Annotated in this window: 17 protein-coding genes; 3 read left to right on the plus strand and 14 right to left on the minus strand. The window is 65.4% G+C overall.

The window, feature by feature from the left end; all coding sequences use genetic code 11:
* Positions 1–357 precede the first annotated feature (357 nt).
* Positions 358–3,630 (plus strand): EAL domain-containing protein, encoded by a 3,273-nt coding sequence (locus ACSQ22_RS13720; RefSeq protein ID WP_436130638.1) that lies wholly within the window; start codon positions 358–360, stop codon positions 3,628–3,630.
* A gap of 28 nt (positions 3,631–3,658) precedes the next feature.
* On the opposite strand, the gene ACSQ22_RS13725 is transcribed toward ACSQ22_RS13720, so the two are convergent.
* The 3 genes from ACSQ22_RS13725 to ACSQ22_RS13735 form a co-directional block, all read right to left on the minus strand.
* A complete protein-coding gene (locus ACSQ22_RS13725; RefSeq protein WP_055400198.1) occupies positions 3,659–3,973 on the minus strand; it encodes a hypothetical protein in 315 nt (104 codons plus the stop codon).
* A gap of 89 nt (positions 3,974–4,062) precedes the next feature.
* Complete coding sequence (locus ACSQ22_RS13730) at positions 4,063–5,316, minus strand: NAD(P)/FAD-dependent oxidoreductase (protein WP_436130639.1); 1,254 nt, start codon at positions 5,314–5,316, stop codon at positions 4,063–4,065.
* Positions 5,317–5,383: 67 nt separating this feature from the next.
* Positions 5,384–6,559, minus strand: a complete 1,176-nt coding sequence (locus tag ACSQ22_RS13735) for an ABC transporter substrate-binding protein (RefSeq protein ID WP_436130640.1) — start codon at positions 6,557–6,559, stop codon at positions 5,384–5,386.
* Positions 6,560–6,830: 271 nt separating this feature from the next.
* On the opposite strand from ACSQ22_RS13735, the gene ACSQ22_RS13740 reads away from it, so the two are divergent.
* Positions 6,831–7,316: a DUF4124 domain-containing protein gene (locus tag ACSQ22_RS13740; protein WP_055400285.1), complete on the plus strand. Its 486-nt coding sequence runs from the start codon at positions 6,831–6,833 to the stop codon at positions 7,314–7,316.
* 38 nt (positions 7,317–7,354) lie between these two features.
* Here ACSQ22_RS13740 and ACSQ22_RS13745 read toward each other — a convergent pair whose 3' ends face one another.
* Complete coding sequence (locus ACSQ22_RS13745) at positions 7,355–8,488, minus strand: sterol desaturase family protein (protein ID WP_436130641.1); 1,134 nt, start codon at positions 8,486–8,488, stop codon at positions 7,355–7,357.
* A 124-nt stretch (positions 8,489–8,612) separates the two neighbouring features.
* Here ACSQ22_RS13745 and ACSQ22_RS13750 point away from each other — a divergent pair, with 124 nt between their 5' ends.
* On the plus strand, positions 8,613–9,101 hold the full coding sequence (locus ACSQ22_RS13750; protein WP_010459986.1) for an acyl-CoA thioesterase: 489 nt from the start codon (positions 8,613–8,615) through the stop codon (positions 9,099–9,101).
* Positions 9,102–9,170: 69 nt separating this feature from the next.
* On the opposite strand, the gene ACSQ22_RS13755 is transcribed toward ACSQ22_RS13750, so the two are convergent.
* The 10 genes from ACSQ22_RS13755 to nirB form a co-directional block, all read right to left on the minus strand.
* Positions 9,171–10,610, minus strand: a complete 1,440-nt coding sequence (locus tag ACSQ22_RS13755; protein ID WP_436130642.1) for a cellulase family glycosylhydrolase — start codon at positions 10,608–10,610, stop codon at positions 9,171–9,173.
* A gap of 156 nt (positions 10,611–10,766) precedes the next feature.
* On the minus strand, positions 10,767–11,522 hold the full coding sequence (locus ACSQ22_RS13760; protein ID WP_436130643.1) for a methyl-accepting chemotaxis protein: 756 nt from the start codon (positions 11,520–11,522) through the stop codon (positions 10,767–10,769).
* 195 nt (positions 11,523–11,717) lie between these two features.
* Complete coding sequence (locus tag ACSQ22_RS13765; RefSeq protein ID WP_233559363.1) at positions 11,718–12,389, minus strand: potassium channel family protein; 672 nt, start codon at positions 12,387–12,389, stop codon at positions 11,718–11,720.
* Positions 12,382–13,716: a TrkH family potassium uptake protein gene (locus ACSQ22_RS13770; RefSeq protein WP_431152340.1), complete on the minus strand. Its 1,335-nt coding sequence runs from the start codon at positions 13,714–13,716 to the stop codon at positions 12,382–12,384. The genes ACSQ22_RS13765 and ACSQ22_RS13770 overlap by 8 nt, the downstream gene beginning before the upstream one ends.
* Before the next feature lie 173 nt (positions 13,717–13,889).
* Complete coding sequence (gene cobA / locus ACSQ22_RS13775) at positions 13,890–14,741, minus strand: uroporphyrinogen-III C-methyltransferase (RefSeq protein ID WP_055400212.1); 852 nt, start codon at positions 14,739–14,741, stop codon at positions 13,890–13,892.
* On the minus strand, positions 14,738–15,661 hold the full coding sequence (gene ybiB / locus ACSQ22_RS13780; protein WP_436130644.1) for a DNA-binding protein YbiB: 924 nt from the start codon (positions 15,659–15,661) through the stop codon (positions 14,738–14,740). Before ybiB ends, cobA begins: the two co-directional genes overlap by 4 nt.
* Positions 15,662–15,829: 168 nt before the next feature.
* The gene (locus ACSQ22_RS13785) at positions 15,830–18,667 is read right to left on the minus strand and encodes a nitrate reductase (RefSeq protein ID WP_436130645.1); all 2,838 of its coding nucleotides are present in this window, start codon (positions 18,665–18,667) and stop codon (positions 15,830–15,832) included.
* A gap of 101 nt (positions 18,668–18,768) precedes the next feature.
* On the minus strand, positions 18,769–19,167 hold the full coding sequence (gene nirD / locus ACSQ22_RS13790; RefSeq protein WP_218299179.1) for a nitrite reductase small subunit NirD: 399 nt from the start codon (positions 19,165–19,167) through the stop codon (positions 18,769–18,771).
* 93 nt (positions 19,168–19,260) lie between these two features.
* Positions 19,261–20,064, minus strand: a complete 804-nt coding sequence (locus tag ACSQ22_RS13795) for a type IV pili methyl-accepting chemotaxis transducer N-terminal domain-containing protein (protein ID WP_121419395.1) — start codon at positions 20,062–20,064, stop codon at positions 19,261–19,263.
* A gap of 26 nt (positions 20,065–20,090) precedes the next feature.
* Positions 20,091–22,535, minus strand: a complete 2,445-nt coding sequence (gene nirB, locus ACSQ22_RS13800; protein ID WP_436130646.1) for a nitrite reductase large subunit NirB — start codon at positions 22,533–22,535, stop codon at positions 20,091–20,093.
* Between the last annotated feature and the right edge of the window lie 171 nt (positions 22,536–22,706).

Genomic DNA, 22,706 nt, shown 5'->3' on the forward strand with positions numbered 1-22,706 from the left:
GTCCGTACAAAGCGGTTTCCCCGTCTGTAACTAGTATTTGGCCGACGGGGCATTGCCAGCAAAGCCGGAGATTATAGCCTTTGTGGCGCGGATGGGAAGTACCCCTGTGCAGCTCCCTGCGTCCCGTCCCGCGCTACGGGACGCCGCCACTGGTGGCCTGCCTGGGCATGGGCCATGTGGCACTGCTGTGGGCCGCGCCCGAACAACGACTGAGGTCGTTCTCACCGGAGGCATTGCCTCCGTCCATCCTCAGGCCGCGCAATGGCGTGGAAATTGCTTCACGTTGTAACAATCACTTACCACCGTCGGTGGGTTGCCCAGGTCATCCGCCCGGGTGGGCCTGCCGCCACAGACACCATGGCATTCATGCACCGCGTTTCGGGCTGGCTGGGCCGCCTCAGTGTGGGGCGCAAGCTCATGCTCATCTACCTGCTGGACCTGTCGGCGGTGATCTATGTGTCCAGCATTCTGATCCACGAAAAGTACGTGGCCATCGATTTCACACGCAAGGAGATCGTGGGCACCACGTATGCGGCGGTGCTGCGCGACGGGCTCATGGGGCAGTTTCTGGATGCATCCCAGCAGCCGCCGCTGGCGGGCGATGTGATTGCACGGCTGACGGGTGTGCGCAAGGCGTATGACGAGCAGTTGCGCACACAGGAAGTGGGCGAACGCTTCAGCATGGTGCTCGGGCAACTGGCCGCCAGGCCGCCGTCTGCAACGGATGCGCAGGTGCTGACCGGGATGCGCAGCCAGCTGCTGCGCGAGGGCCGCGAGCTGCTGACCACGGTAGGCAACCAGTCCAACCTGATTCTGGACCCGGATCTCGACAGCTACTACGGCATGTCGCTGGTGGTGCTGCGGTTTCCAGAGCTGCTGCAGGCGGTGCACGACACGGTGGTGTTCTTGAACGCGGCGCAGACCGGGCGCGGTCCGCAGTGGTCCTTTGAGCTGCTCACGCTGGTGGGGCGGCTGGATGCTGTGATGCAGGGCATTGAGGCGGACTACAACCAGGCATTCATCGCAGGCTCGCCCGAAATGCGGGCGGCCTTGCAGGGGCCGCGCGAGGCGCTCCACCAATCCCTGGAGGGCTTCCAGGCGTTGCTGCAGGGTGTGGCGGCGGGGGAGTCGCGCCTGACCATGGCGCAGGTGGGCACGCAGCAGATGCAGGTGCTGGGCGCGCTGCGCGATGCCTGGACGGTGGGTATCGTGGACCTGGAGCGGCTGCTCAACCGCCGTGTGGATGGGCTCTTCGCTCGCATGTGGCTGCATTTGGGCACCGCGCTGGTGCTGCTGGGCTGCATCCTCTCCCTCGTGACGCTGGTGGCGCGGCAGATCGCCAAGCCGCTGCAGCAACTGGCGCGGGTGGCCGACGAGGTGCGCAAAAGCGGCGACCACACACTGCGCGCGCACTGGGCCAGCCGTGACGAGATCGGGCGTCTCGTCACGGCTTTCAATGAAATGCTGTCCCAGCTTGACCGCGACCGCGTGCTACAGCAGGAGCTGGCCGCCAGCGCGCGCGCGGCCGAGGCCCAGCGCGAGCTGGTCGAGGCCTTCCCCATCCCCATGGTGGTCACCTCGGTGCCCGAGCACGAGGTGCTGCACTCCAACGCCCCGGCTGCCCACTGGCTGGGTGACCGCAAGACCGACCCGTGGGCCGTGGGGCTGGAGCCCGGCGTGCGGGCGCGCTTCTTCCAGCGCCTGGCGGACCAGGGCTCGGTCGATGAGTTCGAGGTGCGCTGGAAGGGCACCGCCGAGCCTTCCTGGGCCGTGCTGTCGGCGCGGCGCCTGCAGTTCCAGGGGCGCGATTCGGTGCTCACCGCGTTCACGCCGATCAACGTGCTCAAGGTGATGGAGCAGCGGCTGGAGCTGTGGGCCAAGGTGTTCGAGGCCTCGTCCGAGGGCATCATCATCATGAACGCCGATCAGCAGATCATCAGCGTGAACAAGGCGTTCTGCCGCAGCACGCACTACGACTTTTACGAGGTCATCGGCGAGGACCTGGGCTTTCTGCTGGAAGAGTCGGGTGCCGAGCCGCTGTCGGCGCAGATCCACCGCACCATGCTCGACAAGGAGTCGTGGCAGGGCGAGGTGCGGTTTCGCCGCCGCTCGGGCGAGACCTATCCGGCCTGGCTCATGGTGTCGGCCGTGCGCGAGACCAAGGGTGGTACGTTGGCTAACCACATCGGCATCGCCATCGACATCACCGACCGCAAGCGCAGCGAAGAGCGCATTCAGTTCCTGGCGCACCACGACGTGCTCACCGAGTTGCCCAACCGTTCGCTGTGCGTGCAGCGTCTGCAGATGGCGCTGGCGCAGGCGCCGATCACGGGCGAGAAGGTGGCTGTGCTGTTCATCGACCTGGACCGCTTCAAGGCCATCAACGACACGCTGGGTCACCACATCGGCGACGGCCTGCTGCGCTCGGTGGCCGGGCGCCTCACGCAGGCCGTGCGCAGCCGCGACACGGTCAGCCGCCTGGGCGGCGACGAGTTCGTGGTGGTGATGCGCGACGTGGCCGGGCGCGAGGATGTGCAGCAGCTGGTGGAGCGGCGCCTGATTCCGCTCATCCGCCAGAGCCACCCGGTGGAAGGGCACGAGCTGAACGTGTCGTGCAGTGTGGGCATCGCCGTCTACCCCGAGGACGGCAGCGACATCGACGAGCTCATGCGCCGTGCCGACGCCGCCATGTACGAGGCCAAGACCACGGGCCGCGACATGGCGCTGTTCTATTCGGCCGAGACCGACCAGCGCGCGCTGGCCCGCCAGACGATGGAGCAGCAACTGCGCCGCGCGCTGGAGCGCCAGGAGCTGAGTCTGCACTACCAGCCGCGCCTGTCCGCCAAGGGCGGCGGCCTGCTGGGCGTGGAGGCACTGCTGCGGTGGAACAACGCCACCCTGGGCCACATCCCGCCCAGCGAATTCATCCCCATTGCCGAGGAGACCGGCATGATCCGCGCGATCGGCGGCTGGGTGCTGCAGCAGGCTTGCGAGCAATGGGTGCGATGGCAGGTGCCGCTGTCGGGCCCCTCCGCGCGCGGGCTGGTCCATCCGCTGGCGCATGTCTCCATCTCGGTCAACCTCTCGGCCGCGCAGCTGGCTGACCCGCTGCTGGTCAGCGACATCGAGGCACTGCTGGCGCGCACCGGCATGCCGGCCCACCGGCTGGAGCTGGAGATCACCGAGTCACAGCTCATGGACAACGCCCACGCGGCCGAGCAGCAACTGGCTGCGCTCAAATCGCTGGGCGTGCAGTTGTCCATCGACGACTTTGGCACCGGGTATTCCAGCCTGGCCTACCTTAAGCGCTTTGACATCGACCGGCTCAAGGTGGACAAGTCCTTCGTGCACGACATGCTGAGCAACCCCGCCGACATGGCGATCACGCGCGCCATCATCGCGCTGGGCCACACGCTGGGCCTCAAGATTGTGGCCGAGGGGGTGGAAGACCTGGCCACGGCGCAGGTGCTGAGTGCGCTGGACTGCGAGGAGCTGCAGGGTTACCACTTCAGCCGCCCGCTGCCGCCCGAGGCGCTACACGCCTGGGCTCTGGAGCACGGCGTGCTCCAGAGCGCGTCGGTACGGGGGCTGGGTTTTGGCAGTACGCAGCCTGCACCGCTGTGGGGGTGACCCGGCCCTCAGCGCCCGTCCTTACCCATCAGGCAATTCGGATGTGCAGCGCGACGGCCAGTCCGACCAGGATGGCGCCCGGGGCCATATTGCCCAGCCACAGCGAGGTGCGTGAGGTCGAGCGGCCCGAGATGCGTGAGTCGGCTCGCAGGTAGGCATCGCCCTCATCAGTGCGCAGCCACCACACCATCACCGCGCCCCCGGCCAGCGAGCCCACGCCCAGCGCTGCGAGGATCGCGATGAAGATGTTTCCGCCAATGCTTGCTGCAGGGACGAGGGCAATTAGTGCGCCCACGGCCGTTGCGGCCGCTTGGTACTTTTCTGCGCGTTCGAATCCATCCATGCCGTGGCTCCCGCCGTATCACCGGTAAAGCGATGTGTTGTTGCGTGGAGTTTAGGTGCGATGCCCCTCCCGGTTGCGAACGGAGTGCTTCAGTGGTCCGCTGGCGGCAACGCCTGCGCGCACGCCGCAGCGCAGGCCCAGGCCCACTGGAAGTTGTAGCCCCCCAGCCAGCCCGTCACGTCCACCACTTCGCCAATGAAGTACAGGCCGGGCTGCGTCTTGCACTCCATGGTCTGCTGCGACAGCGCCTTGGTGTCCACGCCGCCGAGCGTGACCTCGGCCTTCTTGTAGCCCTCGGTGCCGGTGGGCGTCAGCTCCCAGCGCGCCAGCTGCTCGGCCAGCCGCGCCAGGGCCTTGTCGCTGGCCTCGTTGATGGGGCGCTGCCAGTCGGCCTCGCGCTGCGCCCAGGCATCGGCCAGGCGGCTGGGGACCAGGGTGGCCAGTTCGTTGGCGATCAGCTTGCGCGAGCGGGCCTTGCCCTGCGCCAGCGCGGCGGGCAGATCCACCGTGGGCGCGAGGTTGATGGCCAGCGGCGCGCCTTCCTGCCAGTAGCTGGAGATCTGCAGCACGGCCGGGCCCGAAAGGCCCCGGTGGGTGAACAGCAGGTCTTCGTCGAAGGCCATACGGGTTTTCTTGGCCCCGGTGCTGATTTGCACCGGAAGCGCCAAGCCCGCGAGTTGCGCATACGGCGCCCAACCCGTGCCATCAAAAGTCAGCGGCACCAGGCCCGGGCGGCGCTCGACAAGCGGGATGTTGAACTGCTGCGCCAGCCGGTAGCCAAAGTCGGTGGCGCCGATCTTGGGAATGGACAACCCGCCTGTGGCAATGACCAGCGAGCGCGCGTGCACCGGGCCACGGTCAGTATCAATTTGATAGCTGGTAGCGCTTGATGGATAAGCGCCAGGGGCCAAAAACTTTATATTTTTGACCGCACAAGGTTGCCAGTGCGTCACCTGGCCCGCCGCGCACTCGGCCAGCAGCATGGCGATGATGTCCTCGGCCGAGCGGTCGGCAAACAGCTGTCCCTTGTGTTTTTCGTGGAAGGCAATGCCGTGCTTTTGCACCAGCGCAATGAAGTCGGCGGGCGTGTAGCGCGACAGCGCCGAGCGGCAAAACTGCGGGTTTTGCCCCACAAAGTGTTTGTGGGGCGCGGCGGGGTCCAGGTCGCGGTTGGTGAAGTTGCAGCGTCCGCCGCCCGAGATGCGTATCTTTTCGGCCACCTTTTCGGCATGGTCGATCAGCAGCACCTTCAGGCCCCGCTGGCCCGCCTGGCCCGCGCAGAACAGGCCGGCAGCACCGGCGCCGATGATGACGACGTCAAAAACAGGGGAAGTGTGGGACACAGTGATGAACAGGCAGCGGTGACAGGGCCGCCATTGTCGCCGCAGCGTTCATGGGGCCCTCACGCCATCACTGTCGGTACACCCCGCCAGAGCCCACCACCGCGATGTCCACGTAGTTCGAGCCGTGGTGGTTCTGTGGGCTGAACTGGTAGCTGTAGCCGCCCAGGTCAAGGTTGCCCAGGCCTTCCATGGCCTGGACCAGGCTGGCCCGGGTGACGCCAGGCCCTGCTGCGCGCAGGCCTTCAATCAGCACGCGCGCATCCATGTAGCCGGTGTAGCGGTCGTAGTCCACAGGCTTGTCGTGGCGCTTCATGGAGGCCTGGAAGTCCCGCGTGAGCGCAATGGTGGGCTTGGTGGGCGAGGGGCCGGTGCGTGCCACGGCCAGACCGCGCGCGTCGTCACCCAGCGCCTTGAGCACTGCGGAGCCTGCGCCCAGCGACAAGGTGTAGACCGGCACTCCCAGGTGCGCGCGGTTGGCCCGCACGTAGGCCACCACAGGCGGCCCCGCCGCCACCAGCAGCACGGCTTGTGGTTTCTGGGCGGCCAGGGCCTTGGCCGCGTCGTTGGCGTCTGCCCCGGTTGGCGCGATGGCATGCGAGCCGGCCAGCGTCGCGCCTTCGGCGGCAATGGTTTTTTCGACCAGCGGCAGCAGCAGCTTGCCAAAGTCGTTGTTCTCGTAAGCCACGGCAATGCGAGAGGTCTGCACTGCCACCAGGTTGCGCACGATCTTGACCAGCTCGTCGGCATAGCTGGCGCGTGTGGTGAAGAGGTAGGGATGCTGCTGCGCCCGGATGGCAGGGCTACCCGTGTACACCGAGATCAGTGGCAGCTTGGCTTGCACCAGGTAGGGCAGCAGCGCCATCACCTGAGAGGTGCCCGACACGCCCAACAAGGCCAGCACGCCCTCCTTTTCGCTCAGCTGCCTGGCGTTCTCCAGCGTGCGGCGCGGATCGAACCCGTCGTCGAGCGTCACCAGGCGAATCTTGCGTCCGCCAATGCCGCCCTTGGCATTGGCGTCTTCCACTGCAGCGTCCTGTCCTTCATGGATGGGTGCAAGAAAGGGGGCCATGCCACCCGACAGCGCGGTAGACCGGCCAATGAGAATGTCGCCCTTGCCCGGAGCGGGTTGCGCCCTGGCAGACATGCTGGCCAAGGCCGCACCGCCTGCCAGTGCCAGCACGAGGCTGCGGCGGCGCGCCTGGGAAAGCCGCTGGCTAACGGGCAAGGCAACGTGGGTCTTCATCAAACAGCTCCTCCTGGTCGTGGCCACCGTGGCCTCAAGGTGCGGCGATGGTAGGAGTGCGGTAGCCGCGCACCCACCGGGTTTTTACCGGGGGTGCGTCAAGTTAGGGACAGGCGTCTATCCCTATCCCTTTTTGAGACTGGAGCGGCTGCCCCCAGCCCTGGGGCACGCCTTGTTGGTGTCGGTCAAGGCCTCGATGCCACCAAGGAGGCTCTGAGCCGGTTGTGCGCGGCGCGGTAGCATGTGACATCCACCCGCCGAGGACTATTCCATGAAACCGATACGCTGTGCCGCCTGCGCCTTGGTGCTGGGCTTTCTGGCCCCGGCCTGGGCCGTCAACAAATGCACGGATGCCGATGGCAAGGTGTCGTTCCAGGATGGCCCTTGCCTGGGCCAGGGCGAGAAGATCGAGGTGAAGCCAGCCATGCAGGGCGCCACCCCTGTTCCACCTGGCCCCTCCACCGCGAAGGAGGGCGCCTTCGGCCCCACCTGGCAGCGCAAACACTATCTGCAGAACCAGGGCGTGCCGCAGGCGCGCGCGGCCCTCGAACGCAACCAGCAGGAATGCGCGGCAACGGCACCGGATGCTGCAGTGGCCCATGCAGGCCCCCTGCGGCGCAGCACCCTGGCACAAGGCTCCCAGTTCGCGCAGGAACGCGCGGCTGCAGCGGGCAAGGACAAAGCCGCGTGTGAGGCCCGAACCGAGGAGCTGCGCAACCAGCTCAAAGCGCTCGAAGCCGAACTCGGCAAGCTGTAGCCCTCCTCGGTGGGGGAGGGGGGAGGCGCCTCAGCCTCTCAGCCCTTCCAAGTGAACGGAAACTTGAACTGCTTCACAAACCCGTTGGGCACGTAGTCGCCCAGCACGCCGTAGTGTTCGGGCCAGAGCTTGGTGCTTTTGACGGCGGTGCCAAACAGGTAGTCCAGAAACGCAAAGTGCGCAGCGTAGTTCTTGTCCAGCGCCTCCTGGTCCTGGCTGTGGTGCCAGTGGTGGAAGTTGGGCGTGACGAGCACGTAGCGCAGCGGGCCCAGGCGCACGCTCACGTTGGCGTGGTTGAAAACGGCCTGGAAGCCCACGATGACGATGTAGGCGTCGATCACTTCCTTGCTGAAACCCAGAACGTAGATGGGCGCCAGCACCAGTGTGCGGGTGATGAGCAGCTCCAGGATGTGCTGGCGCGAGCCGGCCATCCAGTCCATGCTTTTCACGCTGTGGTGCACCGCATGCAGGCGCCACAGCAGCGGCACCTCGTGGTAGGCGCGGTGCGTCCAGTACTGCACCAGGTCGGCCACGAGCACGATGAGGAACAGCGCCACCCAGAAGTTCAGGTCCTGTACCCAGCCGCGAATACCGTCGTTGGCCGCCCAGCCAAAAAATTTGTGCACGATGAGGTTGGTGGCCAGGAGCACAAAGCCCACCACCATGTGGTTCACGATGAAGTGGTGGAAGTCGGTTTGCCACTCGGCGCGGAAGATGGGCTGGTCCTTGCGCAGTGCAAAGAGTTTCTCGATGAAGATGAAGATCAGTGAGCTGCCCAGCAGGTCGAGGATGAACCAGTCCAGGCCGATGTACGGTGTGTTGTCAGGGAAGTTCGGGTCCACCTCCACCTTGTGGCCGCCCAGTAACGCCGCCAGCGCCACCATGGCAAAGGCAAACGTGGCCAGCCAGCGCGAACGGTTGAAGAGGATGTTGACGAGGGAGATGCCCCCCGCGATGGCCATGGCGGTCAGCATGATGGTGCGAATCACCGTCACGTCGTAGCTCTTGCGCAGCTGTGGTGTCGTCAGGTACTCGGGGAAGTGGAAGGCCAGCACGCCCAGAAAACACAGGATGGCCAGCGTGAGTGCAATCACGCCCGACACCAGCCCGCGCCCGGTGCGCAGCGCGCCATGGCTTTCGGTGAATTCATTGAGCTTGTCGATTTCGAGCATGGTTTCCCCTCTGGCCTCCCGGCCTGCTTGGCTTTTTTGATGGGCCGTGATCTGGCTTGTGTGGCGCGAGTGTAGCGGCCTGCAGCGTTGCGCCTGCGACACGGGGGAGCCCTAAAATCGCGGCATGAACATCCCTTCACACCAACTCAGCATGACGGTGCTGATGTCCCCCGACATGGCCAATTTTTCGGGCAATGTGCACGGCGGGGCCATTCTCAAGCTGCTGGACCAGGTGGCCTATTCGTGCGCAAGCCGCTATTCGGCCTGCTATGTGGTGACCTTGAGTGTGGACCAGGTGATGTTTCTGCAGCCCATCCATGTGGGAGAGCTGGTGACCTTCCTGGCCAGCGTGAACTACACCGGTTCCTCGTCGATGGAGGTTGGTATCAAGGTGGTGGCCGAAGACATCCGCTCGCAGGTGGTGCGGCATGTGAACAGCTGCTTCTTCACGATGGTGGCAGTGGACGAGGCGCGCAAGCCGGTGCAGGTGCCGCCGCTGTCGCCTTCCACGCCCGACGAACGCCGCCGCTGGGATGCGGCACTGCTGCGCAAATCCTTGCGCAAGGAGCTGGCGGAGCGTTTCAGGCAGGTGCGCGAGACTGCTGGCGGGTAGGCCGGGAACCCGGAACAAAAAAGGGCCCCTGCATGGCAGGAGCCCTTGTTCAATTGGGGAAAAAGTTGCTCAGCGCGCGGCGCAGAAACCGAATTCGGCCGCTGCCCCGGGGGCGAGGGTCTTGTTCCAGTCCACGCCGGACGCGTTCAGGTTGCTGCCAGCCTGCGTCCATGTGGCATTCCAAAGATTGTTGATGGTGCCGCTCACGGGGATGGTGATCGCCCAGTTGCCAGCGGCGGTGCCCTGGTTGGTGACGCGGACCCGCTGGCAATAGCCTGCGTTCCAGACGCTGTCCATCATCTCCTGCACCGAGAAACCGCCAGTGGGCGTTGGTGGGGTGGGCGTCGTCGGCGTCGTGGGGGTGGTGGGTGTTGTAGGGGTTGTGGGCGTTGTACCGTCGCCCCACAGCCGCTTCAGCAACTGGACCTTGTCGGTGCGCACGGTGGTCCAGTCATCGTCCAGAATGCCGCCGGTGTCGCCACTGTTGGGGTTCCACGACCAGTAGAAGCCGCTGCGCATGCCCTTGCCGACCATGTAGTCCACCAGCGCGTTCTGCCACTGCACATCCCGCGCATCGCCCCGGCCAAATTTGCCACCGAACTCGCCCAGCATGACGGCATAACCGGCCTGCACGAACTGGCCAAAATGCTGGTCCCAGATGGCCGGCATGTTGCTCGGGAAGTTCGAAGCATTGAAGTAAGGCTGCACGTAGACATCCGGCCCGTATGTGTGCGGCGCCAGCAGCAGGCGGTTGGCGGGGATGTTCAGGGGCGTGCAGGCCAGAGGTTCGAGGTTTCCACCCCAGAAGTGCGCGTTGCTGCCCGAGCAGCTGGGGTTCTCGCCGATGCCTTCCACGGCAATCAGCCAATGGGGAGCCAGCGGCAATACGGCAGCGGCTGCGCGCTCGGCGGCGCGGTTCCAGTCGGTGGCGTTGTTGCCCGTGCCCCAGGTGGCGGCACCGTGGGGTTCGTTCTTGATATCGATGCCGATGACGCCGGGTACGCCTGCGTAGCGCTGGGCGACAAAGGTCAGATCACTGATCCATTGCTGTTCGCTGTAGCTTTGGGTGTACCAGAGTTCACTGATGGTCTGGCAATCGGGGGTGTGATGGTCCAGCAGCACATACATGCCACGGTTGCTCAGTTCCGTGACCACCTTGTCCATCACCTGGATGGCCGAGAGGCCCTGCAGGTCGGCATTGCGGCCGTAATCGATGCTGCTGGGCGGCGCCGAGCCGTGCAGGGTGGCGGGGCAGAACGGCAGGCGCACGGCGTTGAAGCCCTGGGCCTGCATTTGCGTGATCATTTCAGTCCAGTTGCGCGCCCACAGGCCATGCACCACATGGTTGTTGGTCTCAAAGCCAAACCAGTTGACGCCGCGCAGCTGGATGGCCTTGCCCGCACCGTCCAGCACCTTGCCTGCGTTGATTTCGTAGCTCCAGGCCATGCTGGTACTTGCCAGCAGGCAACCGGCCAACGCCAGGCTCTTGCACAGGGTGGTGATCTTCATGGCTTACGCATCTCCCGAAAGTGTTGTGTGTCTGGCGTGAAAGAGGACAGGCCCGCTACAGCCGGGCTACGGCCCGGTGGTGGGCTGAGTGTGGGCGCCCTACCCATCGGCCACCGTTTCCAATGGCTGCAATTGTAAGTGCCTGTTGCGCCCTTTTCAGGCTGCGCCACGGCTGCGTCCAGCCAGCGATACTGCCTGTAGCGAAAGGCCGTCTATTTCGTTGGTGATACCCGACAGTACGTTGGCCACCACCGCAAATTCCCGTCCGTGCTGGCCTGCGCGGGCGGCCATGACCTGGGCATTGAAGCTGACCACCTTGGCCTCGCGGGCCACGGTCTGGATGGAAGCCACGATGCCCGCCAGTTCTTTCATGAGGGTTTCGGACTTGGCCTTACCCACTTGATCGAACGCGGTGGTGGCGGTATTCAAGGCCTCCAGTGCGCTGTCGGTGGACTCCACCAGCCGCGCCAGCGCGTCTTCCACACGCGGGCTGTGGCGCTCTGCCAGGTCCAGCGTGGTGCCCACCTGCTGTGCAAACGCATCAATCGTGGCGCCAACGCCGTTGGGGCCGTGGTAGGTCTTGCGGATGATGTCGCCGTTGGCGGCATCCAAGTGACCGGCAGTGTCTACCAGCCTGGCCTGGCTGTCGGTGAACAGCGCCAATGAGCTGCGCGCCGCCTTCATGTGCAGATCGCTGCCGCGTGCGGCCAGCACCGTCTGCAACACCATGCGCTGCGACAACATGCGCTGGCGTGCCGCCAGATTGACCAGCGACATCTCGCTGTCTCGGCCTGCTGAAGACCCGGCCTTGGGCGCCAAAGACAGCGTCGAAGAGGGGGGCGAAAAGGACGTCGAAGCTGGCGTTGAGGAAGTGGCCATGCCGTTGCGGGTGGAGATGGGGAAGGCTGCCATGGTGTTCCTTGTGCTGATTGCATTCAGATACATCCGGTCAAGCAATACCCGGGCCAGTGTCACGTGTCGCAGCCGCTTTCGATGCGATGGATGCAGACGCACTGACGAGGTTTGGCCCGCACCCGCTACCGGCCGCGCAAGGTGCTCCGGCACGTTGGCGGCAGGGAAGGGCACGTGCGGCGCGGCGCTGGGCGCTCAGTACAACGCTGCGAAGCGCTCCACCATGCGCGTGGGGCCTGCCACGATGAGGTGGTCGCCCGGTTTGATTTCGGTTTCTGCCTTGGCGTAGATGAAGTCGAGGTGGCGGCGTTTGATGCCCACCACCGTAATGCCATGGCGTTTGCGCACGTCGGATTGGGACAACGGCTTGTTGTGTGTCTCCATCGGCGCCCGGGTTTTGGCAATGGCAAAGCCGTCGTCAAACTCGATGAAGTCGATCATCTTGCCGGTAACCAAGTGCGCCACGCGCTCGCCCATGTCCGCCTCAGGGTAGACGACATGGTGCGCACCCACCCGCTCGGCAATGCGGCCGTGCTGGGGGTCAATGGCCTTGGCCCAGATGTCCTTGAGCCCCAGCTGGCTCAGGTTCAGGATGGTGAGCACGCTCGCTTCCAGGTTGCCGCCGATGCTCACCACCGCATGCGCAAAGTCGGGCACGGCCAGCTGGCGCAGGGTTTCCAGGTCGGTGGCGTCGGCCTGCACCACATGGGGTAGCACGCTCGCCAGCGACTGCACCGTCTCGGCATCGCTCTCGATGGCCAGCACGTCGTGGCCCAGCTCCACCAGTGATTTTGCAACCCCGGTGCCAAAGCGGCCCAGGCCAATCACCACCACGCTGCCCGACAGGTTCTTTACGGCTTTATCCAACAATGGGTTTCTCCTCGGGGTAACGGTAGTTGCGGCGCATCTGGTTGGTGGCCAGGGCCACGGCCAGGGTGACCACGCCCACGCGCCCAATGAACATGAGCGCAATGATGATGGCCTGCGCCCCCGGCACCAGGTCGGCGGTGATGCCCGTAGACAGCCCCACGGTGCCGAACGCTGAAATCACTTCGAACAGCACCTTTTCCAGCGGTAGTGGCGTGAGCGGCAAGATGAGCAAAATGGCCAGTCCCACCACGGCCGCGCTGAGCACCAAGATGGTGATGGCCTGGCGTTGCACCGAATCGGCGATGCGACGACCGCGAAACTCGACGTCGCGGTGCCCACGGATTTCGTTCCACACCACCAGTACCAACACAAAAAACGTGGTCACCTTGACGCCCCCGGCGGTGCCCGCGCTGCCCCCGCCGATGAACATGAGGATGTAGTGCAGCGCCAGTGATTCGGTGCTCAGCGCTCCGATATCGACTGCATTGAACCCTGCCGTGCGTGCCGATACCGAGGTGAACAGTGCCACCAGCCCCTTGTGCGCCCAGCCCATGGGCCCCAGCGTTCCCGGATTGTCGAACTCGGCCAGAAAGATCACCACCGTGCCCAGTGCGATCAACGCCAGCGAGCCCCACACCGTGAGGGCGGTGTGCATGGACCACAGTGGGCGTTTGCGTCCGCGTTCGGCCAGCAGCTCGTGAAGCACCGGAAACCCCAGGCCTCCGATGATGATCGCCAGCATCAGCGGAGCCAGCACCAGCACATCGGACGAGAACCGCACCACGCTGTCTGCCCAGGTCGAAAATCCCGCATTGTTGAAGGCCGATATGGAGTGGAACATGCCTTGCCAGGCAGCCTCTCCCCAGGGCATGCCATAGCCCAGTGCGAACCGCAGGCCCAGGGCCAGCGCCATCAGCAGCTCGACGGCAACCGTCACTTGGAGCACGATCTTGGCAACGCTCTTTACGTCCCCCAGCGCCAGCGAATGGGTCTCTGCCTGCAGCAGCAGCCGGGTGCGTATGCGCATTTGCCCACTGATGAGCAGCCCCATCAGCGTGGCCGACGTCATCATGCCGAAGCCGCCCAGCTGAAACAGGCCCATGATGAGGGCCTGGCCCGTGCCGCTCCAATAGGTGCCGGTGTCCACCACCACCAGCCCTGTCACGCACACTGCGGAGGTGGCGGTGAACAATGCCGTGAGAAATGGCGCGCTCTGCCCCTGGGCGTGCGAGAGCGGCAGCATGAGCAAGACCGTGCCGGCAGCGATGACGGTCAGAAAAGACAGCACCAGAACCGCTGCGGGGTGCACGACACGTTGGTTCAAACGAATTCCTGGGCGGGTGGTAACAATGCGCGGCCCGTGAGGGTCGGGGCTTGGCGAAGACTCTCTCCAGAGTCTGCGCGCGGCGATGCTATCAGCTTTGGATAGATCTCTCGCCTGCTGCGGCGCTGTGGAGGCGGCCGGTGCTGCGCACAGCCGCAGGCACCCCCACGTCGTCAGACAGCGCGCCGCGCCCGGGGTGCTTCGGATTTTTCAGACGTGGAATGCATCGCGTCCTGCGACGCCAGCGCCACACCCCGCACCACATCCCCCACAACGATCACCGAGGGGCTGGCGAGCCCGTCGCGCGTGATGGTGGTGTGCAGTGCGCCCAGTGTGGTCACGGCGTGGCGCTGCTGGGGCAAGCTGGCATGCTGGATGATGGCCACGGGCGTGCTGGCGGGCAGGCCGGTGAGCAGCTCCTGCTCGATGGTGGCGGCGCCGCTCACACCCATGTAGATCACCAGCGTGAGCTTGGCGTCGCGGGCCGTGGCGGCCAGTTGGCGCCAGTCGGTGCCCGCATCGCCGGGCTTGGCGTGGCCGGTGACGAACACCACGCCGTGGGCATGCTCGCGGTGGGTGAGCGGCGCGCCCAGCGAGGTCAGGCCCGCCAGGCCCGCTGTGATGCCGTTGATGACGGTGACCGGCACGCCTGCCGCGCGCAGGTGCTCCACTTCTTCACCACCCCGGCCAAAGATGAACGGGTCGCCGCCCTTGAGCCGCACTACGTTCTCACCCTCGTTCACCGCCATCAGCATCAGCTTCTCGATGAAGGCCTGGGGCGTGCTCTTGCAGCCACCACGTTTGCCCACGTAGACGATGCGGGCCGTGGGCGACGCGTGCGCCACGATGGCGTCGCTCACCAGGTCATCCACCAGCAGCACGGTGGCGGCCTGGATGGCCTTGAGCGCCTTGATGGTGAGCAGTTCCGGATCGCCGGGGCCAGCGCCCACCAGCGTGCAGCTGCCTCCCGTTCCGAGGTGGGGCTTGGAAGGGGGCAGGGTGTTGGTGTGCGTGGGGCGGCTCATGGGGATGTCTCCGAATTGGTTTGTTCCGCAAGTCGCAAGATATGTTCCACCTGGCGCTCAATCGCAGGCGGAATCGGCAACTCGCCCGCCAGCACGCAGCGGGTGTAAGTGGCCGTTGTGGACACGTCGATCTCGGTGGGTAAGCCGGGCACCTCGCTGGCGGTCCCGGGCTGCTGTGATTCCAGCACCGCGTGCACGCCGTGCACAAAACCGTCGTATCGCGGTGTGCGGCGCGGATCAGTAGCGACCTCGCCCTCCAGCCCGCGCGAGAGCAGCGCGCTCACGCCCAGTGTGCGAAAGGTGGTCTGCAGCATCTCGAAATATTCAGGGTGTGTGTACGCAGTGACCACCACCGACGGCCCCGCGCACGGGCTCATCAGCTTGACCACGCTGTGCCCCGGGTTGCGCAAGCCCACCACCTCGCGCACTGAGAGCAGGCGCGCCAGGCCTGCGTGCAGGTGTTGGGTGTGGATATGGCGCACGGTGCCGTTTGCTATTTTTTCAGGAGCTGTTAGCGCAGGTACATCAAGCGCTAGAAGCACATCGGATGCCAAAATGCGCCGCGCCTCGGTGCGCATGCCGTGCAGCAGCACGGGCAGCCCCTCGCGCGCCAGCAGCAGCGCCAGCAGCGGCGTCAGCACCGGCAGCTTGCGCGCGCCGTTGTAGCTGGGCAGCACGATGAGGGGGCGGTCGGTGGCGGGCAGCAGGGCCAGGCGCTGGTGCGTGGCATCCAGAAAGCCGCACATCTCTTCGGACGTCTCGCCTTTGATGCGCATGGCCAGGCAGAACGCGCCGATCTCCAGGTCGCTCACATGCCCGTCCAGCACTTGGCCGAACAGGTCGGTGGCCTGCTCGCGCGTCAGTGGCTTGGCGCCGCGCGCGCCGCGGCCGATTTCCTTGATGTACTGGGCGATGGCCATGGTCTTTGGTGGCGGGACTTGTGAAACAGGGCTTCAGCGTCGTTGTTTCGGCTTGCCGTACAGGCGTACTGTCTGTGCCGAAAGCGCCTGGCTGCAGCCCTGTTGCACAAGTTCTGGTGGGGTTTGTTGGTTTGAAGGCTATTTTCTCGCAACCCAGAGAACTTTGGGTTATATGGTGGCCTGCGCCAGGGGCTTGGACGCCAGTGGCCCTGTGGCGCGCACCATGCGCTTGAGTTCGGGCAGGCACGAGCCGCAGTTGGTGCCGCAGCGCAGCTTGCCCTGTAGTTGCGCCAGGCGGTCGTCGTCGGTTCCGTGGCAGTGCGCCAGCTCGGCGGTGATGGCCGCATCCGTCACGTTGAAGCAGGTGCACACCGATTTTCCGCGCGACTGTACGGCCACGGGGGCTTTGGCGCCGGGCACGAGCAGCAGGCGGCCATAAGTCTGCGCGGGCAGTTCTTCCTGCAGCAGGGTCTTGAGCCAGCCCTCGGCGCTGGTGTCGCCCGCGAGCACGATGCCTTCGAGCGTGGTGGTGTCCCCATGGCGAGCCAGCCGCGCGGCGCGGCGCTGGCCGCGTTTCTTGTCGGCATAGCGCAGCGTGTCGGCGCCAGTCAGGCCCATCAGAGATTCGATGCGTTCCACAGTGGCGTCGGGCGGTGCCTCGTGCGCGGCGGCGCGCAGCAGCACACCCACGCGCTCACGGCCGGGTTCGCCCAGCGGTGTGTTGTTGCTGAAGGGAACGCAGCTCGCAAACGGAAACTGCGCCATCAGCGCGGACAGCGCCTCGCGCGTGGCCTGGGCGCTGTCGGCGGGCAGCCAGGCCATGGCCAGCAGCGTCCAGGGCAGCTCGGCCTTGAGCACCTTCACGGCCGCGTGCTTGAGCTCGGGCTGCTTGGACGTGGGGCAATAGGCCGAGGTGGTGAGCGCGTTCACGCCTGCCAAGCGCTCGCCGGTGGACGAGCAGCCGCTCAAAAATTCGCTGCCCCAGTGCATGGCCATGAACGCCTGCGACAGGCCCACGGTGGTGTCGGCCTGCGCGGGCACCACGATGGTGCCGCGCTTGCTCGTCACGTAGACCAGGTCGCCGTTCTTCAGGCCGCGCCGCTCCATGTCCTGTGGGTGCAGTTGCACGCTGGGCTCGGCCACGTGGCCGAAGAGGCGGCCCAGGGTGCCGGTGCGCGTCATGCCGTGCCACTGGTCGCGCAGGCGGCCGGTGGTCAGGCTGAAGGGGTAACGCGACTCGCGCTGCTCGGCCGTGGGTTGCCAGGCGTGCGCGGCAAAACGGGCGCGACCATCGGGGGTGGGGAACACGCCGTCTTCGTACAGGCGGGCCTTGCCCGTGGTGGATCCCTCAGGCAATGGCCACTGTTGGGGGCCTGCAGATTCGAGCGTCTCCCACGACAGACCGGTGATGTCCAGGTCGCGTCCGCGGGTGCTCTCGCGGTGCTCATTCCACACAGTTTCGGCGCCTTGGTCGGCGTCGTCAGTGGTGTAGGGGAACAGCGTGGGCTGGCCGGGGCGCAGGCGGGCCTCCAGCTGGTGCGCAAACTGCACCGCAATGGCCCAGTCGTGGCGGGCCTCGCCCGGTGCGGACACGGCAGTGCGCACGCGCGAGATGCGGCGTTCGCTGTTGGTCACCGTGCCAGTCTTCTCGCCCCAGGTGGTGGCGGGAAGCAGCAGGTCGGCATAGGCACAGGTGGCGGCGGTGGCAAAGGCTTCTTGCACCACCACAAACTCGGCGCGCTGCAGTGCGCGGCGCACGGTGGCCTGGTCGGGCATGCTTTGCGCGGGGTTGGTGCAGGCAATCCACAGGGCCTTGATCTCGCCGTCGGCGGCGGCCTGGAACATCTCCACGGCCGTCTTGCCCGGCTTGCTGGGCACATCGGCCACGCCCCAGAGCGCGGCCACTTCGGCGCGGTGCTGCGGGTTGGCCAGGTCGCGGTGGGCGCTGAGCAGATTGGCCAGGCCACCCACTTCGCGCCCGCCCATGGCGTTGGGCTGGCCGGTCAGGCTGAACGGGCCCGCGCCGGGCTTGCCGATCTGTGCGGTGGCCAGGTGCAGGTTGATGAGCGCCGCGTTCTTGGCCGTGCCGCTGCTGCTCTGGTTCAGGCCCTGGCAGTACAGGCTGAGCGTGGCGTTGGACTGCGCAAACCACTTGGCGGCGGTGGTCAGGTCGGCCACGCTGATGCCACAGGTCTGCGCCACACGATCGGGTGTGTAGTCGCGCACCAGGGCCTTGAGTTCGTCAAAGCCCGTGGTGTGTGCAGCGATGTACGCGGCGTCCGTCCATCCCTCCCACAGCATCAGGTGCAGCATGCCGTTGAACAGCATGACGTCGCTGCCGGGCTGGATGGGAAGGAACAGGTCGGCCATGCCGGCGGTGTCGGTGCGGCGCGGGTCGGCCACGATGACTTTCATGCCCGGGTTGGCGGCGCGTGCGTCTTCAATGCGGCGAAACAAGATGGGGTGCGCCCAGGCCGCGTTGCTGCCCACAATGAACAGGCACTGCGCGTGTTTCACATCGTCGTAGCAGGCGGGTGGCGCGTCAGCGCCCAGGGTCTGCTTGTAGCCCGCCACCGCGCTGCTCATGCACAGGCGCGAGTTGGTGTCGATGTTATTGGTGCCGATCAGGCCCTTGGCCAGCTTGTTGAAGACGTAGTAGTCCTCGGTGAGCAATTGGCCGCTCACGTAAAAGCCCACGGCATCGGGGCCGTGGTTCTGGATGGTGTTTGCGAATTTTTCGGTGGCCAGGTTCAGCGCGGCGTCCCATGGCAGGGGCTGGGGAGCATCGCTGCGTTGCGCGCGGTGCAGGGGCTGTAGCAAGCGGGTCTGCAGCGTGACGGGGCTGCTGGCCGTGAGGTGCAGGGTCGAGCCCTTGGTGCACAGGCGGCCAAAGTTGGCGGGGTGGGTGGGGTCGCCGCGCACGCCGGTGATCTGCGCGCCTTCGGATTCGATGATCACGCCGCAGCCTACGCCACAGTAGGGGCAGGTGGATTTCGTTTCTTGCATGGCGTGGATTCCAGATGTTTTTTGGGCTCTAGCGCTTGATGGAAAAGCGCTGATAGCTATGTATTTAATAGCTTTGGTGTTCGATGGACGTTGCGGGGTGATCAGGCCGCCAGGCCGCGCCGCGCCGGCCCTGCTACGGGGCGCGTCAAATCGACCGCATGCTCGTCCAGCTCCAGGGCATCCAGATACACCGCGCCATCTTCCACCTTCACGGCGAACTTGGGCGTGCAGCCTTCGTCGGGAGCCGATGCCTGCCCGTCGCACAGGCCGATGGTCCAGTTGTGCAGCGGGCAGGCTACCTGCGTGCCAAACACGATGCCTTGCGACAGTGGCCCGCCCTTGTGCGGGCAGCGGTCGAGCAGTGCGAACACGCCCCCGGCATCGTTGCGGAACACGGCCACATCCAGGCCCTGTGGGCGCGCCACACGGCGCGAGCCCAGCACGGGGATGTCGTCCACGCGGCAGATCAGCTTCCATTGCGGGCTGTTGGTTGTGGTCATCATGGTTCCTTCGGTGTCTTTGGATGTTGTCGGGGAGCCTGCCAGGGTCATCGTGGGGCGGCTCGTTATTTTTTGAGGAAGTCTCGGGTGGGCTCAGGCCGCCAGCGCCGCATACATGCCGGTCACGCGGTCCATGCTGGAGAGCAGGTTTTCGCTGGCCACGTACACCTCGGCCACTTGGCGGTTCACGTTGCCCCCACCCTGCATGCGCTGCAGCGCAGCGTCAAAAAACACCCACTGGCCGTCGGCCAGCTGCAGTTCCTGGCGGATGCGGTTGGTGGCCTGGGGGGCATTGCGCAGCAGCTCGGTGGCTGCGATGAATTCACTGCGGGCCTTGGCGATTTCGGTGGTGGCGGTGGACGCGTCCACGGGCAGCATGGCGGCCAGGTAGAACTTGGCCATGCGCTGGCTCAGCATGCGCTGACGGCCTGCAATGTTCACCAGGTGGCCCACGGGCTTGCCCGAGGCTGCCTCGTACTGCGTGGTGCCCAGATGGGCCAGGGCCAGCACCTTGGCATCGGCCTGCAGCATGGCGCTGGCATTGTCGGTGGACGATGTGGCGGCAGCCAGCGTGGTCTTGTGGGCGGCCCAGGCGGTTTCCAGCTTGGTGTACGTTTCGCGGATGGTGGGCGAGGGCGCATAGGCCTTGAGTTCCACCAGCTGGCGCTCGAAAAGCGCGATGGACTGCTCCATCACCTGGCGTGCCGTGGGCGTGTCGGCCTTGTGGGCCAGGGCCAGCCAGGCCTTGCCCACACGCTGGCTCAGCATGCGCTGGCGCCCAGCCTTGTTGATGGCGTCGTTGAGGTCGGTGACCTGGGCGTGGGCGCTGCCCAGCGGGGCGAGGGCGCTGCACGCAGCGGCGCAGCTGGCGGCGGTCAAAAGGGTTCTGCGGTGCATGGTGGGGTCTCTCCGGACTTGGGCGATCAGGCGCTCAAGGGCGCGAACTGGCGTGTGTCCACGGCCGCCTTGTCAAAGTCGAACCAGGGATCGGGCTCGCCGTCCAGCGCAAACTGCAGCTGCTCCCACAGCGCCTTGCGGCCTTCGTGGTCTTCCAAAATGCGCTTCTTCACATAGTCCAGGCCCACACGGTTCACGTAGTGCACGGTGCGCTCCAGGTACCAGCCTTCCTGGCGGTACAGCTCGCAGAAGGCGCCGGTGTACTCCAGCACTTCCTCGGCGGTTTTGAGCTTGGTGAAGAAGTGCGCTACCTCGGTCTTGATGCCACCGTTACCGGCCACGTACATTTCCCAGCCGCTGTCCACACCGATGATGCCCACGTCCTTGATGCCGGCCTCGGCGCAATTGCGGGGGCAGCCGCTCACCGCAAATTTCACCTTGTGCGGCGCATACATGCGCCACATGGCGCGCTCCAGGTCCTTGCCCATCTGCGTGCTGTCCTGCGTGCCCATGCGGCACCACTCGCTGCCCACGCACGTCTTCACGGTGCGCAGGGCCTTGGCATAGGCGTGGCCGCTGGGCATGCCGATGTCCTTCCACACATTGACCAGGTCTTCCTTCTTCACGCCCAGCAGATCAATACGCTGGCCGCCCGTGACCTTGACGGTGGGAATCTTGTATTTGTCCACCGCGTCGGCAATGCGCCGCAGCTCGTCGGCCGTGGTCTCGCCGCCCCACATGCGCGGGATCACGCTGTAGGTGCCGTCTTTCTGGATGTTGGCGTGGCTGCGTTCGTTGATGAAGCGGCTCTGCGGGTCGTCCTTGGCTTCCTTGGGCCAGGTGCTGATGAGGTAGTAGTTGACGGCGGGACGGCAGCTGGCGCAGCCGTTGGGCGTCTTCCACTCCATAAACTTGAACACCTCGGCAATGCTGACCAGCTTGCTGCTGCGGATCGCATCGCGCACGGCCTGGTGACCGTGGTCGGTGCAGCCGCACATGGCCTTGGTCTTGGGTGTGGCGCTGTAGTCACCGCCTGCCGTGAACATCAGGATCTGTTCCACCAGACCCGTGCACGAGCCGCACGAGGCGCTGGCCTTGGTGTGCTTCTTGACCTCTTCCAGCGTGAACAGGCCCTTGTCCTTGATGGCTTTGCAGATGGCGCCCTTGGTCACACCGTTGCAGCCGCAGACCTCATCGGTGTCGGCCATGGCAGAAGCCTTGCTCTGGCCCTGATGGCCTACATCCCCGATGTTGCTCTCGCCAAACATCAGCTTGTCGCGGATGTCGCTCACGCTGCGGCCGTCGCGCAGCAGCTTGAAGTACCAGCTACCGTCCACAGTGTCGCCATACAGGCAGGCGCCCACGAGCTTGTCGTCTTTGATGACGAGCTTTTTGTACACGCCACCGAAGGGGTCGCTCATCACGATCTCCTCGGTGTCGTCTCCTCCTTGAAAGTCTCCGGCCGAGAACAGGTCGATGCCCGTCACCTTGAGCTTGGTGGACGTGAGCGAGCCCTGGTAGCGGCCGATGCCGAATTCGGCCAAATGGTTGGCCAGCACCTTGCCCTGCTCGAACAGCGGGGCCACCAGGCCATAGGCAATGCCCCGGTGCGCGGCGCATTCGCCCACGGCGTAGATGCGGGCGTCGGTGGTGGTCTGCAGCGTGTCGCTCACCACGATGCCGCGGTTCACGTGCAGGCGCATCTTTTCGGCCAGGGCGGTGTTGGGGCGGATGCCCACGGCCATCACCACCAGGTCGGCGGGCACCTCGGTGCCGTCCTTGAACTTCACGCTGGCCACGCGGCCTTCGGCGTTGCCCACCAGCTCCTGCGTCTGCGCCTTCATCAAGAACTGCATGCCGCGCTCCTGCAGCGACTTTTGCAGCATCTTCCCGGCCACGTCGTCCAGCTGCCGTTCCATCAGCCAGTCGCCCACATGCACCACGCTCACTTGCATGCCGCGCTTCATCAGGCCGTTGGCGGCCTCCAGGCCCAGCAGGCCGCCGCCGATGACCACGGCATGCTTGTACGTGGCGGCCGCGTCGATCATGGCCTGTGTGTCGGCAATGTCGCGGTAGGCCAACACGCCCTGCAAGTCTTTGCCGGGGATGGGCAGGATGAAGGGGTTGGAGCCTGTGGCGAGGATCAGTCGGTCGTATTCGGCGGTGACCACCGTGCCATCCTTGCTGGTGGCGCTGACCACGCGGCGCACGCGGTCCACGTCGGTCACGGTGAAGCCGGTGTGCAGCGTGATGTGATTGTCGGCATACCAGGACCAATCGTTCAGAATGATCTCGTCGATGGTCTGCTCGCCGGCCAGCACGGGCGAGAGCAGGATGCGGTTGTAGTTGGGGTGGGGCTCGGCCCCAAACACCGTGATGTCGTAAAGATCCGGGGCAATCTTGAGCAGCTCTTCCAGCGTGCGCACACCGGCCATGCCGTTTCCTACCATCACCAGCTTGAGCTTTTTCATCGTGACTCCGTCGGTTCTATCGCCTGGGCGATTCGAAAAACAAAAAAGGCGTCCACACGATGCCGTTTCGAATTCCTGTCGAAACCGCATGTGCGGACGCCTTCGTCCGGGCAATCCACCCCTGCGCCATTGCACGGGTGGATTGCGTGACCCTGTGGGGTCGTTGCTGGA

Origin of the sequence: Acidovorax sp. LjRoot38, assembly GCF_964252975.1 — a bacterium.
Taxonomy (GTDB): Bacteria; Pseudomonadota; Gammaproteobacteria; order Burkholderiales; family Burkholderiaceae_C; genus Acidovorax; species Acidovorax facilis.